Source organism: Allocatenococcus thiocycli (assembly GCF_921292965.1).
In the GTDB taxonomy this organism is placed as follows: Bacteria; Pseudomonadota; Gammaproteobacteria; order Enterobacterales; family Vibrionaceae; genus Vibrio; species Vibrio natriegens.
In genome coordinates this window covers 21,468-35,155 of sequence record NZ_CAKLCK010000048.1, presented here as the reverse complement: position 1 = coordinate 35,155, position 13,688 = coordinate 21,468, and the positions used below count along the sequence as shown (strand labels likewise).

The window sequence follows — 13,688 nt, the reverse complement described above, 5'->3', positions numbered from 1 at the left end:
GCGGTGTGGAGCGTCAAAAAAATCGTTGGTATCGCATCGACGCCACAAGTGAAGTGTATATGGGTGGGTGTTCACGTACTCACTTTTCGGAGGGTGAATCTGGATTACAGCGTCTTGCTCATCCCAAAATAGAGATTTAACAAAACACATTTCCTCCCAGGTTGGTGTTCTATGTGAGAGCGACACGCTAACGTGCTCCCAATCCGCACCATCAGAAGCGATCACTTCTAATGGGCTTTTGATTTTCGCTGACTTGATTGTAAAGGCTCCATTGTTGCCAAAGGTGGCGTCACTGTAGAAAATATGGCCTTTTTCGTATTTTCTTCTGTATTTTTCAGGTACTTTGAATGCCATGTTTGCTTGCTAAATTGAATCAAAGGTACTAGGGAGCCAGTGTTTAGGAAGGTTCAATTCGGAGTTAGTTAGCTTGGCTCTTTGCTTCACTGCGAACCAAGCGGCTTCTATATCCGCATTGTTCCCGTATTGTTTGTAAGAGAACATTTTGCTTCTGGGCGTTCCGTTATGCTCATACCAAAAGACGCCATATTGCCAGTATTCCGCAATGCTTCCATCGCTAAGCCGCATGGTTGAACGGGCTTTTCTTATTCTCACTCCAGTGCCAAATCGTCGAAGAATACATAGCCGACCTTTCTTGATGAGGGAAAACCGCTCCAATCCCCAAACCTTTTTGGCTGTAGCAACCTGCCAGCTTCTAGCTGCGCTAAGGCTTTTAAAGGTCTTCTGAAAATTGCCTTCACGGATTTTTGGAACTTTGGCCAAGAAGCATTGATCATTGTTGTTTCTTGCGATCCCATAACCATACTTTCCGCTATCCGATTTTAGTCTTGTCATCGGTATTGGCCTCGCTCTGGTTAACTCAATTAGTAGTCGTAGTTAGATTCAATGTAAGTGTCGTATTCACTACTACAGTTGCCTTTATCAAGTATCAGTTCGGCTCGCATTACATAGGCGTTAAAAATGGCCTTCTCAAAACGATACAGAGGCCCAACACAAAGTGATTTTGATACATCTTTATCATCCACTTTGACGCTGTATATCTCACCGTGATGAATATCAATCTGGTATTCACATCTATATTTGTCCCGGCCTTCTTCCTTGCTTATATAGATGTGTTTGAATGAACAATCACCATCAATGAAAAGAGTTAAATCATGACCGTCGCGGTCTTCGTCATCATCGCTTTTAACCTGTTCTTTTATCTGTTCTAGAACCCAGGAGAGCGTTAACTGCTCTGGTAGTTCTTTAAACAGTTCTTCCATTTCCTTATCGATAACAGCTTGTAACTTTTCATCTTGGAAGCGAGTAACTGCAGCATTAAGGCTTTGCATTACAAAGTGGTGATAAGTTGGGAACCTACCTATGTCATTTAAATTTGGAGTAATAGAAGCAGTAATCGCTTCTTTCATTGATTTGGCGATATCGCCGTAGCTTCTAAATGCGTCACTCACTACGTCATCAATCATGCGATCAACTTTTTCAGTAATCGCCTTTTCTAAAGCACCATCACTGATACGTTGTTGCAAAATTGACCCAAACATTTCTTGCACAGAAACATCACTAGGGTTCATTGTTGGTACAAAATTTTCTTTATTCTCGGTTGTCATGGTTAGTTCTCGGTCCGTTTCATTCTACGATGGTATTTTTGCTTACCTGGCTTAGCCATTAAGCCCTGTTTGCGTAGTTCATATGCTCGAGTCATTACGGTGTGAATGGTGCGTTCAAGAGCAAAGCTAACTTGTTCTGGTCCCATTGATGCGTAATTCTCGATAAGGAATTGCTGATCTGTTGTCGTCCACGGCTTGCCCTGGTTTCCATGCAAGTCGGGGTGATAATTCATGCGTCCATATCTGTCATAAGTGACATCGATGGGGGTGTTTGTTGCGTCCATTCGGTGCCCTTCATTTCAGTTCGTGAAGTTGTGAAAGAGGGATCTTAAAACCTGCAGCGTGACGATGACCGCCGCCGCCAAACTTGGCTGCGATTTCAGACACATCGATGCCGCCGTCCTCAGAAGAACGCAGGCTATACTTGCGATTCTCCTCAGTGTCGTAATACGTAGCTGAAAACGACTCGCCCTTAGCCAGTTCGTGGCCAGCGTCAGAGGCAAACATGTAATTGCAGTTCAGTACCGGAACATCAAAGCCTGCAATGGTGTCACGATAGGATACGAACTCGACGAGCCCTTGAACGTTTTTCTTGTGTGCACGGTCAATAGCAATGCCTTGCTTGTATAGGATGCTGGTATCGATGCTCATGAGCATGTCCCAGGTTTCAAAGTCCATTGGGAATGAATAGAGTGCAGATTGGATTTCTCGAGTTCCTGGCAAGTCGAATCGCCATAAGTCTCGGTCCTGGATATGTTTGATTAGCGCTGGTGGCTCAACATGTGGGAAAAACCACATCCACGCCAACATTGCCCCGGAGTAGTTCATATCAAATTTACCCTGGATGACTCCATTCTCTAAGAGTGGGGCTAGCTCTTGTAGTGCTGTCTTGTGGTGGTCAAGAACCAGAATGCTTTCAGCTTGTGCTGCGAGCTCGCGCATTTGGTCTTGCTTGTAGCTGAAATCCACAATCACTACATTGGCGCCAGTTACATCTGGTAGCTCGGCTTGGTAGGTGGCAGGGATAAACTCAATATCACCCATTCCAGTTAGTGCTTTGCGTACTACCCAGGCTGCGCCCATTCCATCGCAACAATTGGCGTGATAAATACAGATAGTTTTAGTCATGTTAGTTAAGTCCTTGTTTGAATTACTAGCCATTGAGCCTGCAGCGATAATTAATCACTGAGTACACTAGAGAAATGCTGATATCCATTTTCTCGGCAATGGCTTTTGGTTTGATGTTTTCTTCATTTAGGGCGCGACACAATTCGATATCGTGATTTGAGGTCTTAGCCAGGTGATGATTTTCACCGTACCTCTGCAGGTTAACGCCGATGCGTCTTGCTCGGCATTTTACCGACACATACGTTCGATTGAGTTGTTTACCCATCTCTTGTGCGGAAAGCTTTCCTGCGTGATTTGCAATGAATTGATCCTCGGCCAGCGTCCAAGCTTTGCGTTTCTTCATGAATAAGGCCCATGAAAAGGGCATCGATGTGATGCCCTGGTGAGTGATTATTCGGCTTCTGGTTGGTACAGCTCCAGCTCAATCTCAAAGAAATTAGCTACACGTTCGAAGTCTTTAGCGGGAACTCTCAACGATATGAACTGAGCGGAACTGAAAATCGGATCTATCCCTATCCATTGCTCCGCTTCGTTGCCTTCTCCCATGACGTATGACTCGATTTGGTCACGATAGAAAGAGACATTTACACTGAAATAACCCTCATCTTCGCATGAATCAAGCTGGCTAGTAGGAGCGACATAAACGACAAATAAGCGGCGCTGCTTTTTAAAGTGTGCTCCGCAAAAATCCAGCACTTCGGCCTCACACTCTTGTATTGTTCTGCTCATAGCGGTGCCCTTACACAATAAGTTTGATTCTAACGATTTGCTCATCATTGCTATCGTAGCCAGCAACGAAGCTCGGTGAGTTTTGATTTAGCCAGACATCAGCGTAGTTAACGCCTTGCATGGTTTTTACTCTCTGTACCACTAAATCGAGAGCTATGGCGTGGTTGCGTCTGAACTGCGCTGCTTCTTCGGACGATGAGAAGGTAATGCCTTGGTTGCTTACGTTCATGTTACCCCCTCAGCTTTGGTGAGATGTTGTGAAAGCCATGTTTACGGCAATGCTCATACCATTGTTGGCGAGGTAGGGTTAATAGCTGTTTGCGTAGTTGTTCGAATGTAGATACACTTAACTGGTCCATAAAAACCTCTCGGTGGTTGTTTTGCATGGTCATTAAGCCTCTTTAACGTTGGTAGCGGAGAGAGGCTTTGCTTTTTCTAGAGTGAGTGTTCCTGCTCTATCTTTTTTAGTTCGAGTAAATCTTCAAGCTTTCGGCGCGCTATGCGCTTTTTGACTTGCTTGGGGGTTGGCTTACCCGCTGAATAATCATCTTTTGGTTTCGGCCTAAAATGCCGAGGATGATAAACGTCCAATCTGTCATCATTCATAATTTGGGTTTCTCTAGCTTGGGTAGTTACCTTCATCCAGCGTTCCGTCGTCTTGCAGATATTCTGCCGTGTTGTAGATGTCTAAATCTTCCAGGGCAATGCTTCCGTGTTGTACGACATTAACCTTATATAGCCAGCGTTGAGCGATTTGCGCTGCTGTTGGAGATGGGTGGCACAAAACCTTGTTTGCGATATCGACACTACGTTTAGATGAGCGGTCGTCGTACCCAAACTTACTGAACGACACTTTATGATCGTTACCAATAGCAGCTTGACGCCACTACCCTCTCGAATCGGTATAGATTAGCGTGTAGGCTTTCCTAGAAGTTTTCTTGCCTTCAATTTTCAGGGTTATCTGATTTGGCAGAAGGAATAGGGCTTCGCCGTTCTCAGCCCAAACGGTTGCCATTTTAAATTTCGCCAGCTCGTTTGCTGATACGGTAAGGCTTGCAGCTAGTGTCTTTTTGTCGCTCTCGAGCTTAGTGATATCGTTACGAAGCTCTTTGTGGCCTTTTTCCAGATGCTCACATCTGGTCTTGAATTTATCGGCTGATTCTTTTGAGCGCTTAACTTGAGCTTTGGCTTTTTTATGGTCTTTCCTTTCGACTTCTAATTCGCGCTCGACCTTATCTAAGCTCTTACTAACTCTGTCTAAATCTACTTTGGTGTTGCGATATAGCGCGCTCTGTCGCTCAGCCGCTCGGAGAGCTGTCTCTGCTTGAGTTCGCCAGGTGCTCTCACGAGTGGTTAAGGTTTCCACTTGAGCTTTGAGCCCTTTGACTTCCTGATCGCGTTCCTCAAGCGTATCGAATAACGTGTCTGACTGGTCACATTCACGGTTCCAGGCGTGACTAATTTCCTGAACCAGTGCGTTGAGAGCTGTGTGAGGCATACCGGAGTTAACCGCTGTAGCTAGTGACTCGATACACGTTGGCATATCAGGCGGTAAGGTTACGTTAGGCATAGTAGACATGATTACCTCTTGTTTAGCTTGTCTCTGACTTTACTTACTATTTCTTTATCGCTCATTTCTTCAAAGAGCTTATCCAGGGCATAATCGACGATTGCAGAAACTGAGCCTTGGCGGTGCGCCGCAACCAGTATTGGGTATAAGTCCTCAAGCTTCTCGTCGTTATCCGCACCAATGCTGTAGCTTCGCTTTACACGGTTAGCGTTACTTTGCTTGGTTGGTGGTTTCTGAATGTCTTTATGGTCAATTGCGCTACGTACCATTACATGCGCTCCTTAAATTCGTTGAAAAACTCATGAAAGTTTTGATGCGCTTTAGAGCTAGGGTCTGACTCTGCAACGGTTAACCCTTCACTAAACAGGGAGCGGAAAGGTTTATAAGTGAATAGCCAGTTATCGAGCAAGTTCATACCTTCCTGTTTAAGCATTTCTGCAACCTCTTTTGCATCGTCCATCGTGCGCAATGGTGCGCAGCGGTTAAGTACGTAGAGGTCTTTTAGATTTGGGTTATTCCATCGAGCGGTTTCTATCTGGTCCATGTAGGCCGGTAGAGTATCGATATCGAGCTGGCTTGGTTCGATAGGGCACAGAGAGACGTCTGCAACTTTCAGCGCTGTCACCATCTCCTGAGTAAGCGCCCCGGCAACATCGACGATAACAATGTCACAGCGTTTAGCTAACTGTCTTAGTGTGCGAGAAACATCATCAACCTGAATGACGCAATCAACATGCGCCAGGTCAGCTCTGTCTAATGCCTCTCTCGAATGAAAGAACTTGCTAAGTGACAACTGCCTGTCAGCATCTACACAAATAACGTCCTTTCCTTCCTGGGCGAACGCGACCGCCATGTTAGCGGCTATGGTGCTTTTCCCTGGTCCACCTTTTATCGAATCTATGAGTACAATCATTTACTGTCCTTTTGGTCGGCGATTTCACGACACTTCGCTATGTATTTTATTTTCCCTATCCAGGCGAGGTCGATTTCTGCGATTTGTATCTGACGCTCTAAGAGCAAAGACATAAGCCAGTCCCTCGCGTAGGTAGACGACTTCTTATTCTTCATTTCTTCTATGTGAGCTTCGCGCTTTTCTTCGTAGTCCGTTAAAAGCTGCTCGGTTAGTTCAAAGGATTGGGTTTTCGCTGCTACGATGTGTGCCGCTAACTTATCCCTGATAGGTGGCAGGCTGTGAGTGTCCTGAGATAGTTGGGCCAATTGCTCATGGCCTTGCTTGGTTAATTGGTATTCCTTGCGGTCGGGCTTTCCGACTTGTGGAACTACGGTATGAGTGACAAGCCCGGACGCTTCAAGCTTTCCTAGTTCTCGGTATACCTGCTGGTGGCTCGCTTGCCACATGAAAAGCTTCAAGTCGTTTATGATCTTGGTTAGGTCATATCCAGTGATAGCTTTGCGCTTGTTAGATTTCAGTGTGGCTAGAACTAGAGTTGGTAGATTCATTGTCTTTCCTGGTCGTTATTGTTTTCGCTGCTTAATTCCTATAAAGCCCACTCGAGAATGAGCTTTATAAGAAGCTGTATTCCTGTTCCTTTCAGAGACAGTCAACGCCCAGCTTTGGCGCATCGATTTTGTTGGGTTAACCTGCCCGCGCCCTTCTTAGCGCTTCCAGTAAAACTCTGGTCAGAAAGTCATACGTTCTCACACGCTTACGGTAGAAGGGTGTGATTATCAGAAGGTAGGAAAGTGAGGAAGTAGTGAGGTGAGATACTAAAACCGTAATACTATCGCTTACTAACCATCCGAATCGCTGACAATTCGTTGTTGAGCAAGCAGAAACAAAAAACGCCCACTTGCCATTCAACACAGCAAGTGAGCGTATAGATGAAGTCACTAAACCGTGCTGGTTTAGTTATAAGTTAAATTATATTTTAAATATAAGCAAGATTATATTTAAAATATTTAGATTGGGATTTGCACTTTATTGAACTGTGATGTGAATTGGTTTGCTGAAAAAAGCATCCTTTTGTTGTAGCCGCTAAACTCGACAACATTTGCTTTTTAAATGTATTGATGAGGTGTTGGTTTCCCTGTTCAGTTTGAGCCCATATTGTTTTAAATGCTTTGTCGTCATATGTTACGCACTGCTCATAGGTTTTGACAAACTGGCCATTTATGCGAATATTTTCCCCTGGCTGAACATTTTTTTCTTTATTTTTGTTGGGCTCACAATCTACATTGAACAAATCGAAGCTAAAGCGAGTGTACCCGGAGTTTATGTGAACAGCTGCTAAGGATTCATATGAATTTGAGGCAACCAATGTGTAGTTTTTGTTGTTGTCATATTTCCAAGATTTAGCGCTTGATGAAGCGTTGGATAACTGGTTCCAAGCGTCAGTAAAGCCGCGTGTAGAAATCTTCGCGACTAAATCATCATATTCTATTTTTACTGATGAACCTTCACCGGTAAAAATGTCGTGGAGTTTTGCTTCATCTAGTATGTTTTGTGGGGTAAACACAATGTTGTATTGTGAGTTCCTATCTTGTCCGCAATAAGAGAATAGATTTACCTTCATGCCGTTAAATCGCGCTTGGCTTAACTTGAAGTCCTGTTGTGGTTCGCATGAATCTTCTGCAGAAAGCCTATCAGTGAAAAAAAGTCGGTATACATTGTCCTTAGTTGGTGATATTGATGCTACCAAATCTCTAACTTTGCCATTTTCGTTGGTAAAGTATGCGGCACAACTTGCAGATTTCTCATCAAGTTCAAACCCCCAATCTCCATTAAATATATCAACTGTACTTTGCTCCCACGCCATTGCTGATGGTAGTGGGAGGGATAACAAAAGAATTCCTAGTCTAGATTTTGAGCCTGTCTTGAGCATAACTTCTTCCTTGATAATCAAAACTCTTTATATACAGCTACGACCTTTCCGACAATTACGCTGTCCTTTGTTAGTTCCTGGAACCTTATGTCGAGAGGGAATTCAGAGTTAAGAGCATGTAAATATTTTTTCCCCTCGACTTCGCGGTACTGCTTGAATGTTGCTTCATCGCTACCATTAAGCCTTGCTACTACGTAGTCCCCGTTTGAATACGCTTGCTCAGGATCAACAAAGATGATGTCACCTTCCATAAATCGAGGTTCCATTGATTCGCCTTTAATGCGGAGGGCAAACGTAGATGGGCTACAAACCTTAGACGCGGGGTAGTATTCATAGCTTTCGAACGTCTGTTCAATGCATGCGAAATTGCCAGCTTCGACATAGCTGATTAAAGGGTAGTAATTAACTGGTGGTTTTGCGTCTTCTAGGCTGATATCGGCCCGAGCTTTGGACGTAAGGGTTTCGGTTGTTACCCCTAACGCTTTTGCTATTTCGGGTAGCTTTCTACTGGATGTAGACTTTCCCGAGACTAAGTGACTAATTGTTACCTGGGAAACACCGGAAGATTTAGCTAATTCTGCCTGAGTAATCCCTTTAGCTCTCATTATTGAGAGTAAGTTTTTTGATAAAAAGGACATGAGTTTTCCCTTTTTCTTTCAATGATATAGAGCACTCACACTTGCATCAAATAAGTTTTGTTATTGATCTTAAATAAGTTGACTTATATTATTAGGTGGAGTTTCAATCAGAGGAGGAGGGATATCATGACTTATGACAGTGTGATTTCTTATTTTCGAACTCAAGCAAATGTGGCGATAGCACTAGGAGTGAAGCAGCCAGCCGTTGCTCAATGGAAACGTAAAAAAGGGGGGCTTATTCCTGAGCTACAGGCTCGGAAGTTAGCAGAGAAGTACCCAGAATTAAAATTCGATGCCAGTGCGTATCAAAATCACTGATAGGGGATTAGCGACTTCTATTGGTGAGTATTTAATGCTGGTGGTAATAGCGTGATTGCACTCGCGTTATACCAATACCGGCAGGGTTAGGCCATTTGCACGATGGTTAATTGGAATTTTCAGCGAAAACACTTTGGAGAGATGGTAATGAGCAACTAGGAAGTTAGGAAGTGCACACAAATAAAAACCGCCCCTTGCGGAGCGGTCACAGCAAATCCGTTCCAAGTCTCGACCACTTGGAGCGACAACATACTCTAGCTGATGCAATCAGTTTGGGGGAACGCCCCGCACCTTTTGTATTAGCAAAGAACATCGTCAGCAGCAAAAGTATAGCTCGTCTATTCGCTGTTGCAACAATACATACGTCGGTAAAGGCAATTATGAGAATAAACTTACGGCCACATCTTTTGATGGGGAGTCTAGACTACCCAAAAATTAACAATAACACAAGTTTTGGCACACAAACCCTATGCAATTGGGAGGATAAGTGATGTCTAGGCTTTTTGATTTTGTTCGTGAGCTATTCAAGCTGGGGGATTCATGTCAATAAAAATGACCTCGTTAGTCCTTGAGAGCCTATCACTAAAGCCCACTAACCGCTGTGTAATGATCTGTTTGGCAGATTTTTCCGATGATGACGGTGTGAGCTGGCCGTCATATTCAACGATTGCTCGCAAAAGTGGTATTTCTGAGTCAACAGCTAAGAGAGCAATCAAAGCACTCGCGCAAGACGGGTGGATCTCCATCAATAAACGCCATCGCTACCATAATGGGAAACCTGTTAGCGATACAAACGAGTACATGCTGAACATTGGAATGCTTGTCAAAGATGCATACCAAACATCAGAAATCAGTGGTAGCAAATTGACACAAGGTGATGTCAATTCGACATTACGGGGGGTGGTGTCAAATTCGACAGGGGGTGGTGTCAAAACGGAGGGGGGGGTGGTGTCACAGGTGACACCCGATCCATTAAAAGATCCATTAAAAGATCCATTAAGTAATGATCTTGCACCGAGCGAATCGCTCGATGCCGAAATACCACTGTTTCAGATTCCTTTATGTCGAAAAGGTAAATTCCTCGGGGTGACAGATTCAGATATCCAAGAGCTCTCAGAGGCGTACCCTGCAGTCGATGTTCGGATTCAGATTAAGAGGATGATTCTCTGGCTCAACAATAACCCCCAAAGGCGAAAAGGGACGCCAAAGGGCGTTAGGCGGTTTATTCAGTATTGGTTAGCCAAGGAACAGGATAGGGGGCGTTACCTTCCGCCAGAGACGCAGCCCAAGCCGGTAAAGTCGGATAAAGACGAACTCCAAGCGAAGATTCGTCAGCTTGAGATGGATATCGACAATGAGAACCAATACTTGGTGCGAGTAACGAACCTAGGTGGCACAGAACAGGCGATTGATGCGAGCAAGAGCAAAATCAAACGGCTATCCGATGAGCGAAGTAAATTGTTAGAACAGCTCAACCTAACGACAACAAGAAGACTTTAAAACAACAAATCACCCAATTGGGTGTGTGAGGCACTTATGAACGACCACAACGAGTACAACGAACAAGCAGTAACCGAAGTAGAAAAAATCATCAGAGATGCGATAGCCAGCTCGCCAATCAAGGAGCAAATCAGCGCGGTAGCCAAAAAGTACGATCAAAACCTAAGTGCAGTGTTGATTCAGTCTCTATCCATCTTCTCCCTAAAAATCGCGTCAGCTGCGGAAAAGGATGGAATGCTCATGGCGACTTTCCTTGGTGGTAACGGTCATTTCGCGTGTATTGGTAAAAACGACATGCTGGTTAGCGATGTCGACAAGCTCAGAGAGGGTGGTCAGATATTGCTAGGGCAAGTAGGTGAGGCTCTTGGCTTTACCAAAGTGATGGACATGGAAGACCAGGAGAAAACCGAACAAGAGCCAAGCATCAACGAAAAGCTTGTGCAGGAAGTGCTAGCGGAAGAAGCAGTTAAGGCTACGCACTAAGTGAAGTTCAACAATTGCCGTGACTCGATGATAGAGACGTTAGAACGCAACGAACTATTAGGAATAACCAAACAGTTCGCCAGGCAGTTTGGCGTTAAAGATATCGCGGTAATTGAAGGGGATGCTTGTCAGTACATTGGCAAGCGTCCAACCAAGACAACCAAGGTCAGTTGGCCGAGGGAAGTACGCTGACCAGGCAAGACAGAAGTTTGGAGTGGAAATGGAAGATAACCAACTAAAAGCAGTTCTTGAAAACCTACGTGACGCAATCCAACAGGCTGAACAGTTTGGTCTTCTTAGAACAGAGAGCGGTCAAGTCATTACTGGTGCCGTCTCATCTGAAGATGGAATTGTTTTAACTGAGGACTAAAAGGAACCTAAGGAGTGAGTTTATTAATGAGTTTATTTCAGTGTGCTGAATGCGGGTGTTGTGAGAATACCGCTGTATCTAACTGGTTCCTTCGTATGTGTGAGAGCAAAGCTCCTATCTGTTCAGCTTGTGACCCTGACATTGGAGAGTGGCATGGCGAGTTCAAGCGCGTGTTTCTCCCAAAGGGGATGTTTAAGACCAACAAGCAAGGGAACTTAGAGCACATAGAAACGGGTGATACGGATTTCACCAAGTACAAGATTGAGCAGGGAGGCAGTGAATAACTATGAGCCCGCTACTGACCTCTGTTGCTATTGTTGCGTTGCTGTTTGCAGTTGTATTGGGTATAGACCATGCGATTGTTTCTAAGAGCATCAACAAGAACTACGAAGCATTTAAACAGGTATCTACCCGACATAGAGCATTACAGGAGCTAAGAACCAGAGGGACAGAATCACACCAATTCATGAATGATCTGATACTGAAAGAAATGAGTCGAACCATAAGCAAATCCATTCCATCAAGGAGAAGATAACTCCATGCAACATTTAAGAGAAGAAGATTTGAAGCCATGCCCATTCTGTGGTGGTGAAGCTGAAATACTAGATGACCTAATGCCTTACGTTGCTTGCACGGAATGTGAAGTGTCATTTATTAGCAACCATGGCTATGACGGTGACACAGAGTATGCGGCCGAGCTATGGAACGCAAGGGTCAACGAGAACGATGAACAGTAAGCCTAAGCTCTTCGAGCCAATCTCTCTAGACAACACCAAGAGCGAGCATGAGAAGAACCTAGAGCGCGGTAAGACCTGGATGGAATATGGCTTAAAACCATATGAAGGGGAGTTCCCAGAGCTGGACCTAGAATCTATCTGGTATTGCCCGGAGTGTAGAGAGCTAGACAGGCCGTTAAAGCTATCCCCCGATAGATTGAGAATATCCTGCAGCAATCCAGCTTATGTCAACGCTGAGGGACCGTGCGAATATTCTTACTCAAACGCTGCAGGGAGAGAGAAACATCAAATATTCTGGTCTGAGGGCTTTGAATTGCCATTGAGCCGCACACAGCTCATAGAGGGCTGGATAGAAACAAAACAGCAATATATTAAGTGCACCAAAAAAAGAATCAAACAATCCAAGCAGGACATTAAAAACCTGGAACAAGAGATTGTGGGCCTAAAGGCTTATTTACTAGAGCTATAAAAACAACGTCTTCACACCTGGCTAGGTGATCATCAAAATAATCAGAAGGGTATTAAATTGGATATTAGTATATCAGCGACGTCAAAATTAGCGTACACAGCGGCATATTGCTTTGTTAATCGCACACACTTTATTCGTGAAGGTAAGCGTTACCTTGTAACCAAAGCAGATTTAAAGGGAGGTCGCACCGGTCGATTATTTCTAACTCTAGAGCCAGTAGGCTTTTCTATTCCAGACCGCATACGTTAGGAGTAGAGCAGTGCTAATCCTTAATGTTGATATTGTGCCAACGCTTGGCGCAGCTGTTCTCCCATTGAAGGGGTTCGAAGACTCAATTAAAAAGCTGCTGGTGGATGGTCAGGTAGGTATTATCTCTCCATCAATGACGGTTGTAGAGAAAGAGCAAATGCTGAAAGGCGCGCTCAGTGAAGATAATTCAGAGCTGGTGGCTTTCTTTAGTCATCCAGACGTTCAAAAAAAGATGGTCCCGACTTCTACCTATGTTGACCGGATAAACACTTGTCAGCTGTCGGATGGTGGCTATTGCGACCACAACCTCAAGACTCGAAGAACGGGCGAAGGTGCGATTCGTCTTTGTTGGCATCATGACAACCTCGCGGATGATAGTCACCAGGCTTTTAGCATCGCCAGAAGTAACTCGGTGAGGTTTGGATTGAGAGAAGTGGCCAGGATGTTGTTTGGGGACGCAAACCGACCCGTTACTATTGTTGATATCTGCTGGTGGGCCGTAAGAAACGATGTGTTTACGCTGCTGCCTGAGAAAGTGTTGGAGTCTCAGTTTGAACGAGAACTCAATGCAGCGAAGAGAACGGCTGTATTTAACAGTAAAGTCTCAAACGAGCGTTACCAGGAGCCAATCAAAGAAACGCTCAAGCGTTATGCAGGGCCAGTAATTAAACTCACGGTGGACGATGAGCCGCCAGCGTCCTTTATGCGTAAGCCAAAAATGCTTACCTGGCATAGCGAGAAGTATCTTAAATTCGTCCGTACCCTTCCTTGTCGTCAATGTGGTTGTGAGGCAGGGATAGCGCATCACCTCATCCAGCACGGTGAGGGAAAGATGGGCGGTAAGGCGCACGACATATTTACCTTCGCTCTTTGTAATCAACATCACCAGGAGCTGCATCGGGGCGTCGATGCATGGGAAAAAGCTCACGGCACCCAACTTTGGCACGTTAAGGAAACGATTAAGTTAGCGTTTGGTATGGGGGCATTATCATGAGTTTATCGATATCAAGACAATTGGACCTACATAAC

Annotated in this window: 25 protein-coding genes; 10 read left to right on the top strand and 15 right to left on the bottom strand. The window is 44.7% G+C overall.

The annotated features are described in order from the left end of the window. The 15 genes from L9Q40_RS20410 to L9Q40_RS20340 form a co-directional block, all read right to left on the bottom strand. Positions 1–354: DUF7694 domain-containing protein (locus L9Q40_RS20410; protein WP_498794443.1), on the bottom strand; the 354-nt coding region annotated here is incomplete at its 3' end. A gap of 9 nt (positions 355–363) precedes the next feature. After that, a complete protein-coding gene (locus L9Q40_RS20405) occupies positions 364–852 on the bottom strand; it encodes a hypothetical protein (protein ID WP_498794442.1) in 489 nt (162 codons plus the stop codon). A 29-nt stretch (positions 853–881) separates the two neighbouring features. Then, positions 882–1,625, bottom strand: coding sequence for a hypothetical protein (locus L9Q40_RS20400; RefSeq protein ID WP_498794441.1), 744 nt, complete (start codon positions 1,623–1,625; stop codon positions 882–884). Between the two features lie 2 nt (positions 1,626–1,627). Continuing rightward, on the bottom strand, positions 1,628–1,909 hold the full coding sequence (locus L9Q40_RS20395) for a hypothetical protein (RefSeq protein WP_498794440.1): 282 nt from the start codon (positions 1,907–1,909) through the stop codon (positions 1,628–1,630). Positions 1,910–1,919: 10 nt separating this feature from the next. Continuing rightward, positions 1,920–2,753: a DHHA1 domain-containing protein gene (locus tag L9Q40_RS20390; protein ID WP_498794439.1), complete on the bottom strand. Its 834-nt coding sequence runs from the start codon at positions 2,751–2,753 to the stop codon at positions 1,920–1,922. A 25-nt stretch (positions 2,754–2,778) separates the two neighbouring features. Further along, entirely contained in the window at positions 2,779–3,096 is a 318-nt protein-coding gene (locus L9Q40_RS20385) for a hypothetical protein (protein ID WP_498794438.1), read from the bottom strand. A gap of 47 nt (positions 3,097–3,143) precedes the next feature. Continuing rightward, positions 3,144–3,482, bottom strand: a complete 339-nt coding sequence (locus tag L9Q40_RS20380) for a hypothetical protein (RefSeq protein ID WP_498794437.1) — start codon at positions 3,480–3,482, stop codon at positions 3,144–3,146. Between the two features lie 10 nt (positions 3,483–3,492). Further along, on the bottom strand, positions 3,493–3,711 hold the full coding sequence (locus tag L9Q40_RS20375; protein ID WP_225452516.1) for a hypothetical protein: 219 nt from the start codon (positions 3,709–3,711) through the stop codon (positions 3,493–3,495). Between the two features lie 390 nt (positions 3,712–4,101). Then, a complete protein-coding gene (locus tag L9Q40_RS20370; RefSeq protein ID WP_498794436.1) occupies positions 4,102–4,335 on the bottom strand; it encodes a hypothetical protein in 234 nt (77 codons plus the stop codon). Positions 4,336–4,368: 33 nt separating this feature from the next. After that, positions 4,369–5,061 (bottom strand): hypothetical protein, encoded by a 693-nt coding sequence (locus L9Q40_RS20365; RefSeq protein WP_498794435.1) that lies wholly within the window; start codon positions 5,059–5,061, stop codon positions 4,369–4,371. A 2-nt stretch (positions 5,062–5,063) separates the two neighbouring features. Next, entirely contained in the window at positions 5,064–5,321 is a 258-nt protein-coding gene (locus L9Q40_RS20360) for a hypothetical protein (protein ID WP_225452514.1), read from the bottom strand. Next, positions 5,321–5,965, bottom strand: coding sequence for a division plane positioning ATPase MipZ (locus L9Q40_RS20355; RefSeq protein WP_225452513.1), 645 nt, complete (start codon positions 5,963–5,965; stop codon positions 5,321–5,323). Before L9Q40_RS20355 ends, L9Q40_RS20360 begins: the two co-directional genes overlap by 1 nt. Beyond that, entirely contained in the window at positions 5,962–6,513 is a 552-nt protein-coding gene (locus L9Q40_RS20350; RefSeq protein WP_498794431.1) for a PadR family transcriptional regulator, read from the bottom strand. Before L9Q40_RS20350 ends, L9Q40_RS20355 begins: the two co-directional genes overlap by 4 nt. Positions 6,514–6,941: 428 nt before the next feature. After that, positions 6,942–7,895 carry a hypothetical protein gene (locus L9Q40_RS20345; protein ID WP_498794429.1) on the bottom strand — a complete coding sequence of 318 codons (954 nt, stop codon included), beginning with the start codon at positions 7,893–7,895 and terminating at the stop codon, positions 6,942–6,944. A gap of 17 nt (positions 7,896–7,912) precedes the next feature. Further along, positions 7,913–8,533, bottom strand: a complete 621-nt coding sequence (locus L9Q40_RS20340; protein ID WP_498794427.1) for a LexA family protein — start codon at positions 8,531–8,533, stop codon at positions 7,913–7,915. Positions 8,534–8,659: 126 nt separating this feature from the next. Here L9Q40_RS20340 and L9Q40_RS20335 point away from each other — a divergent pair, with 126 nt between their 5' ends. The 10 genes from L9Q40_RS20335 to L9Q40_RS20290 all read left to right on the top strand — a co-directional run bounded on the left by L9Q40_RS20335 (position 8,660) and on the right by L9Q40_RS20290 (position 13,653). After that, positions 8,660–8,851: a Cro/CI family transcriptional regulator gene (locus L9Q40_RS20335; protein WP_392419766.1), complete on the top strand. Its 192-nt coding sequence runs from the start codon at positions 8,660–8,662 to the stop codon at positions 8,849–8,851. A gap of 552 nt (positions 8,852–9,403) precedes the next feature. Further along, positions 9,404–10,351, top strand: a complete 948-nt coding sequence (locus L9Q40_RS20330) for a helix-turn-helix domain-containing protein (RefSeq protein ID WP_498794425.1) — start codon at positions 9,404–9,406, stop codon at positions 10,349–10,351. 36 nt (positions 10,352–10,387) lie between these two features. After that, complete coding sequence (locus L9Q40_RS20325) at positions 10,388–10,834, top strand: hypothetical protein (protein ID WP_498794423.1); 447 nt, start codon at positions 10,388–10,390, stop codon at positions 10,832–10,834. Further along, the gene (locus L9Q40_RS20320) at positions 10,835–11,026 is read left to right on the top strand and encodes a hypothetical protein (RefSeq protein ID WP_498794421.1); all 192 of its coding nucleotides are present in this window, start codon (positions 10,835–10,837) and stop codon (positions 11,024–11,026) included. It abuts the gene before it with no gap. Between the two features lie 28 nt (positions 11,027–11,054). Further along, on the top strand, positions 11,055–11,204 hold the full coding sequence (locus tag L9Q40_RS20315; protein ID WP_498794419.1) for a hypothetical protein: 150 nt from the start codon (positions 11,055–11,057) through the stop codon (positions 11,202–11,204). Between the two features lie 26 nt (positions 11,205–11,230). Next, positions 11,231–11,488 (top strand): hypothetical protein, encoded by a 258-nt coding sequence (locus tag L9Q40_RS20310; protein ID WP_498794417.1) that lies wholly within the window; start codon positions 11,231–11,233, stop codon positions 11,486–11,488. Positions 11,489–11,490: 2 nt separating this feature from the next. Next, a complete protein-coding gene (locus tag L9Q40_RS20305; RefSeq protein WP_498794415.1) occupies positions 11,491–11,739 on the top strand; it encodes a hypothetical protein in 249 nt (82 codons plus the stop codon). A 4-nt stretch (positions 11,740–11,743) separates the two neighbouring features. After that, on the top strand, positions 11,744–11,941 hold the full coding sequence (locus L9Q40_RS20300; RefSeq protein ID WP_498794412.1) for a Lar family restriction alleviation protein: 198 nt from the start codon (positions 11,744–11,746) through the stop codon (positions 11,939–11,941). Next, positions 11,931–12,410: a hypothetical protein gene (locus L9Q40_RS20295; RefSeq protein ID WP_498794411.1), complete on the top strand. Its 480-nt coding sequence runs from the start codon at positions 11,931–11,933 to the stop codon at positions 12,408–12,410. Before L9Q40_RS20300 ends, L9Q40_RS20295 begins: the two co-directional genes overlap by 11 nt. A 259-nt stretch (positions 12,411–12,669) precedes the next feature. Beyond that, complete coding sequence (locus L9Q40_RS20290; RefSeq protein ID WP_498794409.1) at positions 12,670–13,653, top strand: DUF968 domain-containing protein; 984 nt, start codon at positions 12,670–12,672, stop codon at positions 13,651–13,653. Positions 13,654–13,688: the final 35 nt, after the last annotated feature.

What these genes read in the sequence shown, in the direction of transcription:
- L9Q40_RS20395 (WP_498794440.1), bottom strand. Translation starts at nt 1,909, where the DNA reads ATGGACGCAACAAACACCCCCATCGATGTCACTTATGACAGATATGGA.
- L9Q40_RS20305 (WP_498794415.1), top strand. Translation starts at nt 11,491, where the DNA reads ATGAGCCCGCTACTGACCTCTGTTGCTATTGTTGCGTTGCTGTTTGCA.
- L9Q40_RS20400 (WP_498794441.1), bottom strand. Translation starts at nt 1,625, where the DNA reads ATGACAACCGAGAATAAAGAAAATTTTGTACCAACAATGAACCCTAGT.
- L9Q40_RS20360 (WP_225452514.1), bottom strand. Translation starts at nt 5,321, where the DNA reads ATGGTACGTAGCGCAATTGACCATAAAGACATTCAGAAACCACCAACC.
- L9Q40_RS20345 (WP_498794429.1), bottom strand. Translation starts at nt 7,895, where the DNA reads ATGCTCAAGACAGGCTCAAAATCTAGACTAGGAATTCTTTTGTTATCC.
- L9Q40_RS20385 (WP_498794438.1), bottom strand. Translation starts at nt 3,096, where the DNA reads ATGAAGAAACGCAAAGCTTGGACGCTGGCCGAGGATCAATTCATTGCA.
- L9Q40_RS20325 (WP_498794423.1), top strand. Translation starts at nt 10,388, where the DNA reads ATGAACGACCACAACGAGTACAACGAACAAGCAGTAACCGAAGTAGAA.
- L9Q40_RS20350 (WP_498794431.1), bottom strand. Translation starts at nt 6,513, where the DNA reads ATGAATCTACCAACTCTAGTTCTAGCCACACTGAAATCTAACAAGCGC.
- L9Q40_RS20405 (WP_498794442.1), bottom strand. Translation starts at nt 852, where the DNA reads ATGACAAGACTAAAATCGGATAGCGGAAAGTATGGTTATGGGATCGCA.
- L9Q40_RS20355 (WP_225452513.1), bottom strand. Translation starts at nt 5,965, where the DNA reads ATGATTGTACTCATAGATTCGATAAAAGGTGGACCAGGGAAAAGCACC.
- L9Q40_RS20380 (WP_498794437.1), bottom strand. Translation starts at nt 3,482, where the DNA reads ATGAGCAGAACAATACAAGAGTGTGAGGCCGAAGTGCTGGATTTTTGC.
- L9Q40_RS20315 (WP_498794419.1), top strand. Translation starts at nt 11,055, where the DNA reads ATGGAAGATAACCAACTAAAAGCAGTTCTTGAAAACCTACGTGACGCA.
- L9Q40_RS20295 (WP_498794411.1), top strand. Translation starts at nt 11,931, where the DNA reads ATGAACAGTAAGCCTAAGCTCTTCGAGCCAATCTCTCTAGACAACACC.
- L9Q40_RS20340 (WP_498794427.1), bottom strand. Translation starts at nt 8,533, where the DNA reads ATGTCCTTTTTATCAAAAAACTTACTCTCAATAATGAGAGCTAAAGGG.
- L9Q40_RS20335 (WP_392419766.1), top strand. Translation starts at nt 8,660, where the DNA reads ATGACTTATGACAGTGTGATTTCTTATTTTCGAACTCAAGCAAATGTG.
- L9Q40_RS20390 (WP_498794439.1), bottom strand. Translation starts at nt 2,753, where the DNA reads ATGACTAAAACTATCTGTATTTATCACGCCAATTGTTGCGATGGAATG.
- L9Q40_RS20300 (WP_498794412.1), top strand. Translation starts at nt 11,744, where the DNA reads ATGCAACATTTAAGAGAAGAAGATTTGAAGCCATGCCCATTCTGTGGT.
- L9Q40_RS20310 (WP_498794417.1), top strand. Translation starts at nt 11,231, where the DNA reads ATGAGTTTATTTCAGTGTGCTGAATGCGGGTGTTGTGAGAATACCGCT.
- L9Q40_RS20365 (WP_498794435.1), bottom strand. Translation starts at nt 5,061, where the DNA reads ATGTCTACTATGCCTAACGTAACCTTACCGCCTGATATGCCAACGTGT.
- L9Q40_RS20330 (WP_498794425.1), top strand. Translation starts at nt 9,404, where the DNA reads ATGACCTCGTTAGTCCTTGAGAGCCTATCACTAAAGCCCACTAACCGC.
- L9Q40_RS20375 (WP_225452516.1), bottom strand. Translation starts at nt 3,711, where the DNA reads ATGAACGTAAGCAACCAAGGCATTACCTTCTCATCGTCCGAAGAAGCA.